This is a genomic window from Caballeronia sp. A2-2, from assembly GCF_057612605.2.
This window is the reverse complement of record NZ_CM173618.1, coordinates 1,434,599-1,451,698: the sequence shown is the minus strand read 5'-3', so window position 1 is coordinate 1,451,698 and position 17,100 is coordinate 1,434,599. Positions and strand designations below refer to the sequence as shown.

Annotated in this window: 12 protein-coding genes; 6 read left to right on the top strand and 6 right to left on the bottom strand. The window is 61.9% G+C overall.

Annotated features, from left to right (window positions below):
- Positions 1 to 29 precede the first annotated feature (29 nt).
- Entirely contained in the window at positions 30 to 911 is an 882-nt protein-coding gene (locus ACZCWR_RS30325; protein ID WP_487305360.1) for an isocitrate lyase/PEP mutase family protein, read from the bottom strand.
- Between the two features lie 167 nt (positions 912 to 1,078).
- Between ACZCWR_RS30325 and ACZCWR_RS30320 the strand changes: the two genes are divergently transcribed.
- Complete coding sequence (locus tag ACZCWR_RS30320; protein ID WP_488876531.1) at positions 1,079 to 2,218, top strand: alpha/beta hydrolase; 1,140 nt, start codon at positions 1,079 to 1,081, stop codon at positions 2,216 to 2,218.
- A 112-nt stretch (positions 2,219 to 2,330) separates the two neighbouring features.
- On the opposite strand, the gene ACZCWR_RS30315 is transcribed toward ACZCWR_RS30320, so the two are convergent.
- Together ACZCWR_RS30315 and ACZCWR_RS30310 are read right to left on the bottom strand one after the other, a co-directional pair.
- Positions 2,331 to 3,680: an MATE family efflux transporter gene (locus ACZCWR_RS30315; protein WP_487305358.1), complete on the bottom strand. Its 1,350-nt coding sequence runs from the start codon at positions 3,678 to 3,680 to the stop codon at positions 2,331 to 2,333.
- Positions 3,681 to 3,822: 142 nt separating this feature from the next.
- A complete protein-coding gene (locus tag ACZCWR_RS30310) occupies positions 3,823 to 5,193 on the bottom strand; it encodes a sigma-54 dependent transcriptional regulator (RefSeq protein WP_487305357.1) in 1,371 nt (456 codons plus the stop codon).
- A gap of 389 nt (positions 5,194 to 5,582) precedes the next feature.
- Between ACZCWR_RS30310 and ACZCWR_RS30305 the strand changes: the two genes are divergently transcribed.
- On the top strand, positions 5,583 to 6,476 hold the full coding sequence (locus tag ACZCWR_RS30305) for a response regulator (protein WP_487305356.1): 894 nt from the start codon (positions 5,583 to 5,585) through the stop codon (positions 6,474 to 6,476).
- A gap of 9 nt (positions 6,477 to 6,485) precedes the next feature.
- Here ACZCWR_RS30305 and ACZCWR_RS30300 read toward each other — a convergent pair whose 3' ends face one another.
- Together ACZCWR_RS30300 and ACZCWR_RS30295 are read right to left on the bottom strand one after the other, a co-directional pair.
- Positions 6,486 to 7,436, bottom strand: coding sequence for a diguanylate cyclase domain-containing protein (locus ACZCWR_RS30300; protein ID WP_488876509.1), 951 nt, complete (start codon positions 7,434 to 7,436; stop codon positions 6,486 to 6,488).
- Positions 7,433 to 11,419 (bottom strand): response regulator, encoded by a 3,987-nt coding sequence (locus tag ACZCWR_RS30295; RefSeq protein WP_488876508.1) that lies wholly within the window; start codon positions 11,417 to 11,419, stop codon positions 7,433 to 7,435. Before ACZCWR_RS30295 ends, ACZCWR_RS30300 begins: the two co-directional genes overlap by 4 nt.
- A 344-nt stretch (positions 11,420 to 11,763) precedes the next feature.
- Here ACZCWR_RS30295 and ACZCWR_RS30290 point away from each other — a divergent pair, with 344 nt between their 5' ends.
- Positions 11,764 to 12,567 (top strand): alpha/beta fold hydrolase, encoded by an 804-nt coding sequence (locus tag ACZCWR_RS30290; protein ID WP_487305355.1) that lies wholly within the window; start codon positions 11,764 to 11,766, stop codon positions 12,565 to 12,567.
- Between the two features lie 9 nt (positions 12,568 to 12,576).
- On the opposite strand, the gene ACZCWR_RS30285 is transcribed toward ACZCWR_RS30290, so the two are convergent.
- Positions 12,577 to 13,119: a MarR family winged helix-turn-helix transcriptional regulator gene (locus ACZCWR_RS30285; RefSeq protein ID WP_487305354.1), complete on the bottom strand. Its 543-nt coding sequence runs from the start codon at positions 13,117 to 13,119 to the stop codon at positions 12,577 to 12,579.
- A 309-nt stretch (positions 13,120 to 13,428) separates the two neighbouring features.
- Here ACZCWR_RS30285 and ACZCWR_RS30280 point away from each other — a divergent pair, with 309 nt between their 5' ends.
- From ACZCWR_RS30280 to ACZCWR_RS30270, 3 genes are read left to right on the top strand one after another with little or no spacing between them, the layout of a single operon-like run.
- Complete coding sequence (locus ACZCWR_RS30280) at positions 13,429 to 14,691, top strand: amidohydrolase/deacetylase family metallohydrolase (protein WP_487305353.1); 1,263 nt, start codon at positions 13,429 to 13,431, stop codon at positions 14,689 to 14,691.
- 23 nt (positions 14,692 to 14,714) lie between these two features.
- Complete coding sequence (locus ACZCWR_RS30275; protein ID WP_487306188.1) at positions 14,715 to 15,884, top strand: YlbE family protein; 1,170 nt, start codon at positions 14,715 to 14,717, stop codon at positions 15,882 to 15,884.
- Entirely contained in the window at positions 15,881 to 17,080 is a 1,200-nt protein-coding gene (locus tag ACZCWR_RS30270; RefSeq protein ID WP_487305352.1) for an amidase, read from the top strand. Before ACZCWR_RS30275 ends, ACZCWR_RS30270 begins: the two co-directional genes overlap by 4 nt.
- The last annotated feature ends 20 nt before the right edge of the window (positions 17,081 to 17,100 follow it).

Sequence of the window (17,100 nt, the reverse complement as noted above, 5' to 3'; positions counted from 1 at the left end):
CCGGGACATACGCGCGCCAGATCGATCACTCAATCCGCCGCATACTTCCGATCCAACTCATCATAAAAAGGTTTATTCACCAGCCTTTGACGCTCCGAAAACGGAACCACGACCGCCGGATCTTCATCCAGCCTGCCTTGCGCCTTCAGCGACGACAACGCGGTCTGCATGCCACGTACCGCGCCCTGCAATGCGGCATTGGCATAAAGCACGAGACCAAAGCCCAGCCGCGCCAATTCATTCTGGTCCGTCACCGGCGTCTTTCCACCGATGACGATATTGATAAGCTGCGGCGCATCGAGCAACTTGGGCAACGATTCAATCTGCTCCGGCGTTTCCACCGCTTCCACGAACAGAATGTCCGCGCCCGCTTCGACGAACGCACGGGCACGTTCGATCGCCGCATCGAAACCTTCGACAGCACAGGCATCCGTGCGCGCGATGATCTGAAAATTCGGGTCCTCGCGCGCATCCACCGCCGCGCGAATCTTGCCGACCATCTCATTCGTCGATATGACAGCCTTTCCCGCGAAATGGCCGCATTTTTTAGGCATCACCTGATCTTCGAGTTGAATCGCATCGGCGCCCGCGCGCTCGAGCGTGCGCACCGTATGGCGCACATTGAGTGCATTGCCGAAGCCGGTATCCGCATCGACGACAAGCGGCAATTCGACCGCATCGCGGATACGTGAAGTATGCGCGGCGATTTCATCCAGACCGATAAAGCCGAGGTCCGGCAATCCGAGCGACATGTTCGTCAGACCCGCGCCGGTGATATAAAGCGCCTCGAAGCCCAGATCGGCCGCGACGCGCGCGCTCATGGCATTGAACGCGCCCGGCATGAGCAAGCCGTGGCGGGCGGCCACGCGTTCGCGAAAAGCCGCGCGGCGGCGGGACGTGGAAGTGGTCATGACGTGCTCCCCTTGAGTGAGTTCGATGGATGCCCGCTATGTTAAAGCGTGTCGCGTTCGCGCGTCGGGCGCGGCTACGTGACAAAATGAATGAATAAATAAAAGAGGAGCATCGCATGAATGAACAGCTAAAGGATTTGCCTTTGCCCGAAGGCATCCGTTCGCGCATGGTCGATAACGGCAACGGCCTCGACATGCATGTGCTCGAAGCGGGCTTCGAAACGCCGGATCGGCCCTGTATCGTGCTGCTGCATGGTTTCCCCGAACTGGCGTTCAGTTGGCGCAAGATCATGCCGCCCCTTGCCGATGCCGGGTATCACGTCATCGCGCCGGATCAGCGCGGTTATGGACGCACGACCGGCGGCGATTCATCGATCGAGGCGGACCTGAATGCCTTTGCCTTTCCGAATCTCGTGCGTGACGTGCTGGGCTTGCTGAACGCGCTGGGCTATCGTCGCGTGGCGGCGGTCGTCGGTCACGATTTCGGTTCGCCCGTGGCGGCATGGTGCAGCCTGATTCGCCCGGATGTATTCGCTTCCGTCGTGATGATGAGCGCGCCGTTCGGTGGGCCGCCATCGTTTTCTTTCGGCGTGGCGGCGGATCATGCGCCCTTCGAAGCGGCGGACACGCCCGCTGTCGTCATGCGGCGCGCGGTGACGGAACTCGCCCTGCTCGACCCGCCACGGCAGCATTATCAATGGTATTACTCGGGCTCGCAGGCCAATGTAGACATGCTGCATGCACCGTCCGGTCTTGCCGCCTTCTTGCGCGCTTATTTTCATATCAAGAGCGCGGACTGGTCCGGCAATCAGCCGCAGCCGCTCAACGAAATATCGGCGCAGGAACTCGCTACCTTGCCGGCGTACTACGTCATGCAGGCGGGGCACACCATGCCGCAAAGCGTGGCCGAAGCCATGCCCGATTCCGAGCGCGCGGCCGCCTGCACGTGGCTGACCGATGACGATATTTCAATCTACGCAAGTGAATTCGAACGCACCGGTTTTCAGGGCGGATTGAATTGGTATCGATGCGGCACCGACGCGCAACAGGCTGCCGCCTTGCGGCTCTGGTCGAACTGCACGATCGACGTTCCCGCATGCTTCATCGCGGGCGCAAGCGATTGGGGCATCTACCAGCGCCCCGGCGACTACGAAGCCATGCGCACGCTCGCGTGCTCGCAATTCCGTGCATCGCACTTGATAGAAGGCGCGGGACATTGGGTGCAGCAAGAGCAGCCCAAGACAACGGCAAGCCGGATACTGCGCTTTCTCAAACAAAACTCTTTAGAAAATTTAATCGCATTTTGAGAATGTCTAAGGTTTTAGGCTCTCACGCGTTGTCGCGTGCAGCCGAACGATTGATTCAGTGGCATGCCACGCGTTTTTCCAAACGCTTGCCGGCATGGTCGGACCGGCGCTTTCAGACGGACGCGGCCTTAGCCGAACGCGGCTCCGGCCGTCTGCCTCGCATTCGGTAAAGCACGAGGCTCGCGGCCAGCGTCGCTATTTCGGTGACGGCGACTGTCATCCATAAGCCGCGCGGTCCGAACCATTGCGACAATAACCAGAGCAGCGCGAGAAGCAATAGCCAGCTTCGCAGAAGCGCGACGATCATCGAGGCGAGCGGCGCTTCGATGGCGGTCAGGTATCCGCTAATCACCAGATTGCATGCAGCGGGCAGCATGGCGAGCGCACACCAGGGCAGGGCATCGCTCAACAAGCGTCGGGCTGCCGGACTGTCCGGCACGAACAGCGCGCCAAGCGCGGGCGCGAAGCTCAGGAGCGCCAACGCCATCACGATTGCGAAGCCGCACGTGACCACGGCGCCAATGACAAATGCCCTCGATGCCGCGCGCATCTGACCCGCGCCACGCTGAAAGCTCACGATAGGCTGCATGCTTTGCACGAGCGCGATCATGGTCACGGAAGCGATCATCGTCATGTATTCGACGACCGCATACGCGACGAGCCCCGTTTCGCCCATCCAGTGCAGCACCGCGTGATTGAACGCGAAGATGGTGACGCTCGGCGCGATCTCACCTAAGAACTCGGACACGCCGTTATAGGCCATGCGCCACGCATGATTGGCAAGCGCGAAAGCGCGCGGGACAGGGCGAACCTGCTTTGCCTTCATGACATGAAACATAAGCATGGGCACGCACGAAACGGCCTGACTGATACCCGAGGCGAGCGCCGCGCCTTGCATGCCCCAACGAAGATGACCAACCATCCACGCGGTCAGCGCGATATCGAGCAATCCGCCCAAAGCAAGGCAGGCGAGGCCGAACTTCGCCGCGCCTTCTATGCGCAGAAATAGTTCGAGCGCATAACAAGCGGTCGGAAAGAGCACGAAGGGTGCGTAAGCATGAAGAAATTCGCTTGCCAGCAACGCGACATTGCCTTGCGCACCCGTCAGGAAAACGAAGGTATTACCGCCCAGGAAAATCGCCAGGGTGAAGAACGCACCGCATGCAAAGAGCAGCCATAGCGCCTGGGTGAAGGCGGCGGCGGCATCGTGCGCGCGTTGTTCGCCGAGCAGACGCGAGACGAGCGTCGCGCCGCCGACGCCGATCATCACACTGAATGCATAAGGCAGATAAAGCAGCGGAACGAGCAGATTCAGCGCGGCGAGCGCATCGGCGCCGATAAAGCGTCCGATGAAAATACCGCTGACGACGGAGTGCAGGCAGTACACCCACGCGGCCAGCACGGTGGGAATGGCAAAGCCCGCATAGTGGCGGACCAGCGAGGAAAGGTTATCGACATGCATCGCTCAAAGCGGTTTGGTTAAGGGCACTTTCATGCCATGAATTGCGCGAACCGTTTTCGAGTGAAACCTGAATGCGCGAGTTCCCAACCGCTTTAGAGTGTCGAATGTTGGCAGTGGCTATTTACTGAATAACGAGTGAGTTTTAACCGGTTGATACTTCCAGTGGCCGTTCCGTCTTGCCGCGCAGACCGTAAGCCGTCAGCATCCGATACAGCGTGACGCGTGAAATACCCAATTCGTCGGCGGCTTCGCCAAGCCTTCCACGGTGACGCAACAAGGCCACTTCAATAGCCTGACGTTCCGCCTGCTCACGCGCTTGCGCAAGCGTCATGGGCGCGGCTTCGGCATATTCGCCGAGTTCGAGATCGCTTGCGAGAATCTGCCGGCCCTCCGACATGACAATGGCCCGCCGCACGCGATTGATCAACTCACGCACATTGCCGGGCCAGCCATAGTTATGCAACGCCGCGATGGCGCAAGGTCCAAAGCCCCGCAGACGCCGGCTTGCATCCTTTCTAAAGCGATCCAGCATGTGATTGGCAAGCAATTCGATATCCTTGCCACGCACGCGCAAGGGCGGTTCGTCGATTTGCAGCACGCACAGGCGGTGATACAAGTCCGCGCGAAAGCGTCCTTCTATCATCGCGGCCTGCATATCGACGTGCGTCGCCGAGATGATGCGCACATCGACCGCCGTGGACGTTTGTCCGCCCAGACGTTCGATCTTGCGCTCCTGCAAGAAGCGCAACAGGCTGGCCTGGCTTTCGAGCGGCAAATCGCCGATTTCATCGAGAAACAGCGTGCCGCCGTCGGCTGCCTCGACGCGGCCGATCTTCCGCTGATTCGCACCCGTGAACGCACCGCGCTCATAGCCGAACAGTTCGGATTGCAAAAGATGCGGCGGAATGGCCCCGCAATTGATCGCGACGAAAGGCTGATCGCGGCGCACCGAACGTTCGTGAATGGCGACGGCCGTCAATTCCTTGCCGGTGCCCGATTCGCCGGAAATGAACACCGGCGCATCGGTCATCGCGACCTTGCGAATGGAGCGGTACAGCGCCAGCATCGCGTCGCAGGAGCCGACCATCGCGCCTTCCTTGCAATCGTCCTTCGCGTTGCTGCTCGTCGCGTCGTGCAGCGCGACCATGCCATACGCGTGACCGACTGCATCCACGATACGGTCCGCACCGGAAGGCAAGGTCACGAAGTCGAAACAGAAGTCGCGAATGAGCCGGCAAATCTCGGGGTTGTCGACATGATCGGCGTCGACCGTCGCCACCCAGCCAATTTGAAAGGTCGCCAGTAATTCGGTCAGAACGCCCGTGTCTTTGGCAAAGCCGCGGCTCGTCAGATCGACGATGCCGGCTGCGGCGCGCTTGCCGCTTCGGCTATTTTTAGGCGGCTTGGCCGGATCGACGGTCTCGATGGTCCAACCGCGCGCATGCAAGCGTTCGGAGACCTCCTCCGCGATCGCCCGCCCCACGAAATAAAGCGTTCTGGCTTCCCCGTGCATGATTTTTCCTGACTTTTTTAGATATGAAGCAAGTATGCGCTTTATTCGGCGTAGCTAGAATGCCCCGCAAACGATTGGCGCATTTTGATTGTTTGCATTGGTCTGGCCAAATCGATTGAATTCCATTCAGCATATTTTTCGATACGTCCGTGCGCTTTGCCGCAAAGGCCTTCAGACATGACTTTCGCGGGGCTTGCACTAAAGGTCGAAGACGTATTCGACCCGTGGAATCTTTTACTTATTTGTCTTGCCATATGAGAAACTGTTTCGGCATGAGTGACTTCCTGTTTGATCGCGTATGAAATGTCAGATAATTGAGTGAGTGTGCGCGCGCTTTCATGCACCTCACGGCCGGCAGCTTTTCGATTACACGCATAACACGTCAAGCCATGAATACACCGGAGCTTTCTCTCACGACCTATCAGCCACGCCTTTTGCTCGTGGACGATGACCCGTCGATGATTCGCATCGTCGGCGAGATGCTCGCCGAATTCCCCGATCAGCGTTTCGCGACCACCGGCGAAGCCGCGCTTTCTCTGGCGCGCGCCGCCACGCCGGACCTTATCCTGCTCGATGCCAATCTGCCCAACATGACCGGCTTCGATGTCTGCGAAATTCTCAAGCAGGACGCCCGGCTCGCGCGCGTGCCGATCATCTTCGTGACGAGTCACGACGCCCCCGCGCTCGAAGTGGACGCCTTTCGCATGGGCGCGTCCGACTACGTCATCAAGCCGCTCGTTGCGCAACGTTTGCAGGCGCGCGTGCGTGCGAGGCTTCGACCGCGCCGGCGCGTGATGGAAACCGCCGCCGGTCTGCGCGCGGAAGGCGGCGACACCGTGCCGCCGTATCGCGCCAGCACGCGCATGCTGGCCATCGTGTCCGCCGAAACCGCCGACACGCATCATGACGCGCTCGAATCCATCGGCAAGCTCGAAGTCGTGTCCGATGGCGAGAGCGCGTTGCGCGCCGCCGACCGTCAGCCGCCGGGCGCGATCGTGCTCGAAGCCGATGCCACGCATGCGGATACCTTGCGGCTTCTTCGCGAAGCGCATCCGCACGTGCCCGTCATCGTGCTGACCAGCGCATCCGATGTCGAAACCGAACGGCGCACGCTCGATGCAGGCGCGGCAGACGTCATCGTCAAACCGGCAAGGCCTGCAGTGCTGCAAGCGCGCGTGCTCGCGGCGCTGGCTGCGGCGCACGCGGCCGAAGAGGAAATACGCGGCCTGCTCGATCCTTCGAACCGGGCCAGCGTGCATCCTTTCCCGGGCACGCAACGCTAAAGCAACAACTCAATCGCCGGGCGCGCAAACGAGGCGCGCCCGTCCGGCCCGCTTCGCTTCGTACAACGCATCGTCCGCAGCCTTGACGAGCGTTGCGGGCGACACCGCTTCGTTCGACGCCCGCAACGCGGCCACGCCTACCGAAATCGTCACGAACGGGGCCACGCCCGAGGGCAAATGCTCGATGGCAAGCGCCCGCACTTCGTCGATCATGCGCTGCGCAATCGTCTCTGCGCCCGCTAAATCCGTCTTGGGCAGGAGGCAGGCGAATTCCTCGCCGCCATAGCGCGCGACCTTGTCATAGGGGCGTCGCTGCGATTGGCCCAATGCCTTCGCGATAGCCCTGAGACAGGCATCGCCCGCCTGATGTCCGTATTGATCGTTATAGCGCTTGAAGTAATCGACATCCACCATCAGCAGGGCGAGCGGTGCGCCTTCTCGCGCGCATTGCCGCCAGTCGGCGTCGAGGTCCTCGTCGAACTTGCGGCGGTTCGCCACGCCCGTGAGGCCATCGAGCAACGCATTCGCGCGCAACAGATCGCCTTGCAGCTTGAGCGTCAGATGCGTGCGCACACGCGCGCGTGTCACGACCGGATTAATCGGTTTGCTCAGAAAATCCACCGCGCCGAGTTCGAATGCCTTTACTTCGTCATCCTCCAGATCCTGCGACGTGATGAAGATCACCGGAACATCGCTCGTGAGCGGGTCGGACTTGAGCAGACGGCATACGTCGTGGCCGTCGAGATCGTCCATCACTACATCGAGCAAAATGAGATCGGGTAACTCGGCTTGCGCCACCTGAACGGCTTGCGCGCCGCTCGTTGCCATGAACACGTCGCAGTCGTGGCGGAACAGTTCGTAGAGCACACGAATGTTCACCGGTTGATCGTCGGCGATCAACAGCTTGGGCCGTCGGTTCGCGTGCAGCAGCCAGCTCTGCAGGAGCGCTTCCATGTTCATGCGTGCTCCAGCATGTCACGCGCGATCTTCGATGCCCGCGCGAAATCGAGCGCGCGCACGCGGGCCAGCAACCGTTCGAAATCCGCGCGATGCATGTCCGGCGCATGCGGCGACAAACTCTCTGACAACGCGATGGCCTGAAGATTCGACGAATCGAGCAGCGACAGGATGGCATTGAGGCGATCGCGCCAGTCGTCCTCGGGAATGGGTTCTTGCGTGGCGGAAGGCGCTTGCGCGGCGGTACGCGTGTGCGCGAACGCGTTCGACAGCCGCTCCACGCTCGCGCTCAACAACTGCTGCATGCGCGGCACGTTTTCATCGGCGCAGGCGAGGGTGGGCGCGGCATCGCCGTGATCGAGCAGATCGCGTTCCAGCTTGCCTGCGAGCTTGCCCAAGGCCACCGCGCCGATCGTGCTCGCGCTGCCCTTGATGCCATGCAGGATCGATGCCGCACCCGTTGCATCGCGCGTGGCGAGTTTCGCCACGAGCCGCGCGAGTTGCTTCTCGGTTTGCGCACCGAAGCCATCGAGCGTGTCGCGGATCAGCGCCACGTTGCCGCCGAAGCGCGTGACGATCGAATCGTAGGTTTCGGTGATGGTGTCGTCGTCGCGGCCCGGCATCGCGTGATGTTCGGCTTCGGTGTTCAACGTATCGAGGCCGACGTGCTCGCACAGCACGGCCACCAGACGTTCGACGTCGATCGGCTTGCCCACGTGATCGTTCATGCCCGCATCGAGGCAGGCATCGCGGTCGGCGTTCGAGGCGTTCGCCGTCATCGCGATGATCGGCAATGCGTCGAAGCGGCCATCGGCACGAATGAAGCGCGTGGCTTCGAGGCCGTCGAGGTCGGGCATCTGCACGTCCATCAAGACCGCATGGAACTGTGTGTCGCCCATTAGAACCGCTTCGATGCCCTCGCGCCCGCTTTGCGCGAGCGTGACGTTCGCGCCTTCCGCGCGCAACACGCCTTCCGCGACCTGGCGGTTGAGCGCGTTGTCTTCGACCACGAGCAATTGAAGCCCGGCAAGGCGGCGCGCCTTGATTGCGCGCGGTGGCGGTGCGTCGATGTAGTCTTCGTCGCCGGCATTGGCGCGTCGAGCCATCGCGGCGCGTACCGCTGCGCTCAATTGTTTGGGCGTGACAGGTTTAGTCAGGAATCCTGCAAACGGTGCGGCACCTCGATCCTGCGTCTCCTGCAATACTTCACGCCCGAATGCGGTGACGAGCAATACGAGCGGCGGCTCGGCATTGGCGCGCATCGTATTGATGAGCTTCGCGGCGTTCAAACCGTCGAGGTCGGGCATGCGCCAGTCGAGCAGGGCGATGTCGTAGGGCATGCCGCCGCGCGCGGCATCGCCGATGCGCTCGACCGCATCGATCCCGCATGTGACGATATCCGCTTGCCAGCCGAGCGAACGTACCGTGCGCGACAGAATCTCGCCCGCCATGATGTTGTCGTCTGCAATTAGAATGCGCGCGGGACGATCGAGAATATCGCTCGTATCGAGCGGAATGTCCGCGCCTTCCTTCGCGCCGAGCGCGATGTCGAACCAGAAGCGGCTCCCTTCGTTCAGGCGGCTTTCGACCTGAAGCTGACCGCCCATCATCGCGACGAGCCGTCGGCAGATCACGAGCCCGAGGCCCGAACCGCCAAAGCGTCGCGTGGTGGAGGCTTCCGCCTGCGTGAAACCTTCGAAGATGCGTTCAAGCTGTGCCGCGCTGATGCCGATGCCGCTATCGCTCACCGCCACACGCACGCGCACCGTATCGTCCGGCTGCCGGTCGAGCAGATGAACGCTCACCACGACCTGTCCCGCCGACGTGAACTTGAGCGCGTTGCCCGCGAGATTGATGAGCACTTGCTGAAGACGGAAACCATCGCCGACAAGCACGGTAGGCAAAGCGGGATCGAGGTCGAACAATACTTCGACATCCTTCGTACCTTGATTGCCGGACAGCACCACGCCCAGTTCTTCCATGAGTTTTTCAGGCTCGAACGGATGACTGTCGAGTTGCAGTTTGCCCGCTTCGATCTTCGAATAATCGAGAATGTCGTTGAGCAGATTGAGCAGCGACTTCGCGGCGGTTTCGGCCTTGCTCACATAGTCTTGCTGACGGCGGTTGAGGCTCGTCAATTGCACGAGATGCAGCATGCCGAGCACCGCGTTCATCGGCGTGCGGATTTCATGGCTCATGTTCGCAAGGAACGAAGACTTCGCGGCGCTCGCGGCGTCGGCCTGTTCCTTGGCATCGCGCAACGCAGATTCAAGCTCGTACTGATCCGTGATGTCGTAATTCACGCCCGTCATGCTGACGGTTGCGCCGTTGGCATCGCGCTGCGTGCGCGCGCCGGTCTGAATGCGACGCACGGTGCCATCGGGCCATACGATGCGGAACGACGGCAAATCCTGGCTCGTGCCTTCGAGCACGGCTTGCAGCTTCGTTTGCAGATGTTCGCGATCTTCGTGATGAATGCGCCGCCACCAGTGTTCGATATCCAGCCCGTTGTTTTGTAGCGCGGGCGGGTACTGATAGATCTCGAACATGCGCGTGTTCCAGTGCAGCTTGCCCGATGCGATATCCCACGACCACACGCCTATCTCGGCGATATCGGCGGCCAGCAACAATTGATCGCGCGCATCCGCGAGTTCAACGCGTTCTCGCTTCTGGCGCGAGATATCCGTGATGACGGACACGAAATGCAACTGGCCGTTCACACGCATCGCACCGGTCGATACATGCGCGGGGAACGACGTGCCATCCTTTCGGATGCCTGATAATTCACACTCGGCGTTCGGCGTGTCTTCGCCGCTCTTGAAGGCCAGGATGTACTCGTTATAAGCATCGAGATGCGCGGGCGGCACGAGTATCCGAATGTTTTGTCCGATGACTTCGCCCGCCGCATAACCGAAGACCTTCTCGCCCGCCGTATTGAACGAGCGGATAGCGCCGCGCTCATCGACAGTGATGATCGGATTGATCGCCGTATCCAGCACTGTGCGCGTGGTGACGAGGCTACGCGTGAGCGCTTGTTCGACCTTGCTGCGCGAGGTCATCTGACGAACGAGGGTCGCGCCGAACCAGCCGATCACGAGCGCGAGCAGGCCCGTGACCGCCGCATGCCATAACGTATCGCGCCACCACGGCCAGAGAATCTCATCGCGCGAGAGTGCCGCGACGACGAACAGCGGATAGTTTTCGACCTGACGATAACTGTTCAGACGCGTGACGCCATCCTGCGCGGATTGCGTCATGAACGTACCTGCGCCCGCATGTTCGAGATGCGTGCGGAACAGCGCCGTATCGATGACGCTCTTGCCGACGAAGCGATCCTCGAAAGGACGGCGCACGATCATCGTGCCGCTATCGTTGATGAGCGCCGCCGCGCCGCCCTGACCGAGATCGAGGCTGTCGTAAAAGCGCGAAAAGAAGGACACGTCGATGGTCGCGAGCGCCACGCCCGCGAAACTGCCGTCGGCTGCATCGATGCGGCGCGACACCGGCACGATCCACTTGCCGGTCGAACGGCTGCGTACGGGCGAACCGATATGCGGCCCACGGTCCGCATGTTCGCGGTGATAAATGAAATATTCGCGGTCGGCGTTGTTGAGGCTGCGGTCGAGCTTCGCCTGCGAATTCACGATCCACGCGCCGTTCTTGTCGTAGATGAACAGGCCGTTCAGTTGCGGCAATTGCCCGACGCGCGCCACGAGCGAGCGGTGCATGCGTTCGAGCGATTCAGCTGTGATGCCATCCTGTTCGATACGATCGACCATGCCGATCAGCGTGGTATCGGCTTCCTTGATGGTGTCGTTCGCGTGCTGCGCCATGGCGCGCGCGAGGTTCGACGTCGCCGAGGTCATCTCGTCGAGTTGCACGCGGCGCGCGGTGACGCTGCGCCATACATCCGTTCCGATCAACAACAGGCAGACGATGATGATGAAACTCGTCATCCTGAAGGTGAGCGATTGGCGATTGGACACGCCTTGTTCTCCGGTTTCAAGGGCTGCTGGGCTGAGCGCGCTAACGTTTGGCCTGACATGCAGCCGTATCTTATCGCGCCATTCGGCATGAGGGTTTTGCGCGGGTTTCAGGCACGTTTACGGCTTTGAGGGCAGGTTCCTTGAGAGTGCAGGCGGGAATTTTTTCGGGGTTTTCCCGATATTTCCTTAAAGCAGCGTGTGTTGGTGGTTTCTAGCTTTCAATGCCGAAAGCGTTCGCGCGACCCCGACACTTTCACGCATCAAAAGCCGGTGAGCCGCGAAATGACTGCATTGGCACGACGCCTGCATTGAGAAGAGTTTGGATACCTGATCAACCTTGAACGATGAAAACGACTTTCGAACGACACGAATCCGCGACCGTGATCGCGCTGCATTGCTCGGGCGCGGGCGCAAGCCAATGGCGTCGCCTCGGCGAAACGCTCGGTGCGCGCTACGCGTTGATCGCGCCGGAGCACTATGGCTGCGACAGCGTGGGACCATGGAGCGGCGAACGCGCCTTCACGCTCGCGGACGAAGCCGCGCGCACGATCGAAATCATCGACTGGCAAAACGAACCGGTGCATCTGGTCGGCCATTCGTATGGCGGCGGCGTGGCGTTGCGCGCGGCATTGGAGCGGCCCGCGCGCGTGGCGAGTATCACGTTGTACGAACCATCGGCGTTTCATTTGCTCAAGGCTCTGGGCGCGAGCGGGAGTGCCGCGTTCGCGGAGATTCTGGCCGTCGCGGCGCGCACGGCGGAAGGCGTGGTGAGCGGAGATTTGCGCGGCGCGGCGAGCGCTTTCGTCGATTACTGGAGCGGTATGGGCGCATGGTCGGCACTCAAGCCTTCCGTGCAAGCATTGCTCACGCGATGGGTGCCCAAAGCGCCACTGGATTTTCGCGCGCTCATTCATGAGCCGACGCCCGCATGGGCTTACGCCGATCTGCGCATTCCCACGCTCGTGATGCGCGGCGAACATGCGCCCGCACCGACGCGTCTCATCGCCGAAACCTTGTCCGCGCTGATGCCTGCAGCACGGCTCGCCGTGCTCGCCGATGCAGGCCACATGGGTCCGCTCACGCACGCCGATGCCGTGAACACAGCGATTGCCGCGCATATCGGCGCATTCGACTTGCGCGCGGCGTGATCCAGGCGTTCACTCTACAAGGTCTTCTTTGTCCGGCAAACGCAACGGCACAAGGCTATCCGAGTTGTTCGATTCGACGAGGCGGATCATGTGCAGCATGAAAATATCACGCTCCACCGGCGAGAGATGTTCGATGGTGCGATCATGCGCGCGCTGTACGGCCGCTGCCATTTTCTTCACCAGACGCTTGCCCGCAGGCGTGAGCTTGACAAGCCGAAGCCGCCGGTCATGCTCGGCCTGCGTGCGATTCACGAAACCACGCGCATGCAGGCGCGGAATCACTTCGGCAACGCTCGAACGCTCCAGTCCGACTTCGATTGCCAACGTGTTCTGATCCATTTCACCGAGCGCGTCCAGCGTGGTGAGCAGGCTGTATTGCACCGGCGTGATGTTGAACTCGCTGGTTTCCTCGGCGAACAGGAAGGTGTGGATCTGATGCATGCGGCGAATCAGAAAGCCGGGGCGCGCAAAGAGCGGCGAACGCGCCTGGCGCTCGGCGAGTTCCGCGCGGATCTCCTGGAGGTCCTTGTCTTCGATGACGGTAGTTCGCATGGTCACGGTCTGATAGTTGAAGCGGGCGATGCACCATTCTAGGCCGAAAGACCCACGCGACGCAAAAATTGCGGGGTACACCAACGAATCACCAAGGGAAGGCGTCGTGCCTGTTCGCGGTGCGCGTTTTCGAGTGCGCCGTCCGCTTTGGTGCGCAGCGTCCGGGAAAAATGCGTGGTACGGCACGCATCTGGTCTACCGCGATGCCATGCAGGGCAAGGAAAGCGCGCGCTTTAAAGCCGCTCTTTAAAAACCGGCACATAATTTGCGGTACACCACGCATCTCTTCAATCGCGCAATCTCCAGCCCATGTCACAAGTTCTGCTCAAAGGGGGCCGCGTCATCGATCCGGCCCGGAAGATCGACGCCACGCTCGACGTGCTGGTGGAAGGCGGCGTCATCGCTGCAATGGACGCGGACCTCGCGAGCCAAGCGCCGCATGCCGAGGTGATCGATTGCAGCGGCAAGCTCGTACTGCCCGGCCTCATCGATACACATGGTCACGTCTACCAATACGTCACGGGACGCTTCGGGCTGAACGCGGATCAATGCGGCGTGCAGTCCGGCGTGACGACCATCGTCGATCAGGGCGGGGCGAGTTGCATCACCATTCCGGGGTTCAGGCATTTCGTGGCCGAGCGTTCGGCCACGCGCGTGCTGTCGTATATCTCCGCTTATCTCGTGGGCGGTCTGGAAGGTCACTATTATCCAGACCTGTACCGCCCGGATTGTCTCGATGCGGACGCGACCATCAAGTCCGCGCGTGCGAACACCGATCTCGTCAAGGGCGTGAAGGCGCATGCTGAAATTGGCGGCTTTGCGCGCTGGGGTCTCGATGTGATGAAGATCGCGGCGAAGATCGGGCGCGGCGCGGAGTTGCCGCTTTATATCCACTTCGGTCAGCTCTGGCCCAAGCCCGAGAAAAACGCGCTACCCGTGCATGCGGATTCGATCTTCAATCAAGTCGTGGAGACGCTCAAGCCCGGCGATATCCTGGCGCATCCGTTCAGCCGTCATCCGGGCGGCTTCGTCGAGGAGAACGGGCAACTGCATCCGCTCGTGCATGAAGCGGTCGCGCGCGGCCTCAAGATCGATGTGGGGCATGGCTCGCATTTCAGTTTCAAGACCGCGCGCGTGGTGCTCGATGCAGGCGTGATGCCCGATACGCTGGGCGCCGACATGCACGGCTACAACACGCACGTCCCCGCGCCCGCCGGCACACCCGACAGTCATCCCGACGAGGAGCATTCGTTCCTCGGACGCACGCAGTTCAGCCTTGTCAGCGCGATGACCAGCATGCTCGCGCTGGGCTTGCCGCTGCATCAGGTCGTGGCGATGGCGACCTGCAACGCAGCGAAGATGATCGGCATGGAGGACGAGATCGGCTCGCTTCAGATAGGCCGCAAGGCGGACATCAGCGTGCTCGACGACCGGCGCGGGCGCTGGGTGCTCGAAGACAACGAGGGCACGCAGGTGATGACGGACCGCATGCTGACGCCGCTTTTCTGCCTGCGCGATGGCGTGCGTCACGATGCCGTCTCGCCCACGTTGCCGCTCACGCGCGCGGCGTGAATCCGTTCGAGGACTGTGCGCCCATGCGTGACGATGCCAATGCCCGCGCGCTGCAAAGTATCCACGCGGTGCGCCCGCAATGGAGCGATGTCTGCACCGCGCGCGACGCGGTGGACCTTCCCGCGTTCACGCTTCTTCATGCGGGGCCGCCGTTCGACGATCCGCGAAAGCCTTCAGCGCCGGTATTGTCGTCGGCGGTCATGTGTTGTCTCCATGAAGGCTGGGCGAAAAACGAGCCGCACGCGGAACGGCTGATCGCGCAGGGCGAAGTCCGACTGGAAAGCGCGCAGGCGTATGACGTGGTGACACCGCTCGCGGCGGTCATCTCGCCGGGTACGCCGCTGGTTGGCATTTCGAATGCAAAAAACCAGAACGAGCGCGCGTGGTCGTTGCTCGGCAGCGGCGCCGGTCCGCAGATTCGTTTCGGCAGTCGCGACGAGCGCATCCTCGCCCGTCTGAAATGGCGCGATGACGTGCTCATGCCTGTTCTGCAAGCGGCGTTGAGCGAAGGACCGATCGACCTGTTTCCTCTGGCGAAGGAAGGGCTGGCCAATGGCGACGATCTGCATGCCCGCACGACGAGCGCGACGAATGCATTACGCATGCAACTCGCGCCGCGCCTGAGCGACGAACGCGTCGACGCCATGCTTGCGCAAACACCGCTTTTCTTTCTCACACCGTGGATGGCCGCCTGTCATTTGATGATGATGGCGGCTACCCGCGCGCATGCCGATGAATCGACGCTGGTGATCGCGCTGGCCGGCAACGGTGAGCGCGTGGGAATCCGCCTGGCGGGTGCGCCGTCGCGTTGGGTGACTGCGCTCGCGCATGCGCCCGAGGGGCCGCGCCTCGATCCGGAACAGCATGCGAAGGCCGCGCCGCTGACGGGCGACAGCGGCGTGATCGACGCGGCGGGTTTCGGGGCGCAGGCGCTGGCTTTCGCGCCGGAACCCGCGCAAGCCTTCGAGGCTTATCTTCCTGCTGGCTGGCGCGACGAACAGGCGCGCGTCCGTGCGCAATCGCATTCATTATTCAATATGCTGCCGGGCGTGCTCGATGCCGCGCGTGTCGTGGAGCAGCGCGCCGCACCGCTCGCCGCCATCGCGATGATCGCGGATGATGGCCGCACGGGTCTGCTCGGGCGTGGCCTATACGCGGCACCTGTCGAACTGTTCGAGGAAGCCTTGCGATGACCGACCCACTGCTTCAGCCGGGCCTGCATGGCGCTTTCATCGCGGATGGCTTCGGTGCGCCGCCTCATGCTGCGCGTACCGGCGCGAAACTCGAAGGCAAGCGCCTCGCCGTCAAGGATGTATTCGACATCGCGGGCCTGCGCACGGGCGCGGGCAATCTCGCATGGCGCGAACAGCAACGCGTGGCGATACAAACGGCCCTGGCCGTGCGCGCGTTGCTCGAAGAAGGCGCGCGGTGGATCGGCAAGACCGTCACGGATGAACTGACCTATAGCCTCGCCGGCGTCAACGCGCATTACGGAACGCCGGTGAATCCTGCCGATCCCGCGCGTATCCCGGGTGGGTCGTCGTCGGGTTCGGCGGTGTCCGTTGCCGCGGGCGATGCGGATATCGCGCTCGGCACCGATTGCGGCGGTTCGGTGCGGCTGCCCGCGAGTTATTGCGGCGTGTGGGGGTTTCGGCCGACGCATGGACGTATTGCGCCGGATGGCTGTCTCACGCTCGCGCAAAGTTTCGATACCGTGGGCTGGTTCGCGCGTGACGCCGAAGCCTTGATCGACGTGTTCGAAGTGCTTGCGCGCAGCGTGGTTCCCGCGCAGGTCGCGTCCCACTTCATTCGGATGCCGAATGAAATGATCGCGTGTGCGGACAACGATGTCATTGCACGCTTCAGGCAATCGATGCAGTCTCTCGAAAGCGTGGAAACCACCTCGTTCAATGCCGATCTCGGCGAATGGGCCGTTGCTTTTCGCACGCTGCAAGCCGGCGAAATCGCGCAACGTCACGGAAGCTGGGCGCGCGAACATGCAACCAGCTTCGGCGCCGATGTCGGTGCGCGCTTCGCGGCGAGTCTGTCCATCACCCATGAGGAGGTGGCGCGTGCGCAGCGTGTTCGCGTGGCGGCGCAGCGCGCGATGTCGCTCGCGTTGCCTGCGGGCACGTATTGGCTCACGCCAACGGTGCCCGGCATCGCGCCGCGCACCGATGCGTCCGCGCAAGCCGTCGACCACGCACGCGCGCGGTCTCAAAAGATGCTGTGTGTCGCCGGTCTCGCGGGCTTGCCTCAGGTCAGCATGCCGTGGACCGCATTCGATGGCGCGCCGCTCGGCCTGTCGGTCATCGGCGCGCGCGGCGACGACGAGGGCGTGCTGAGCGTCGCGCGCAACGTCCACGCGGCATTGCAATCCATCAAGTAACGATCAATGTCAAAGGAACG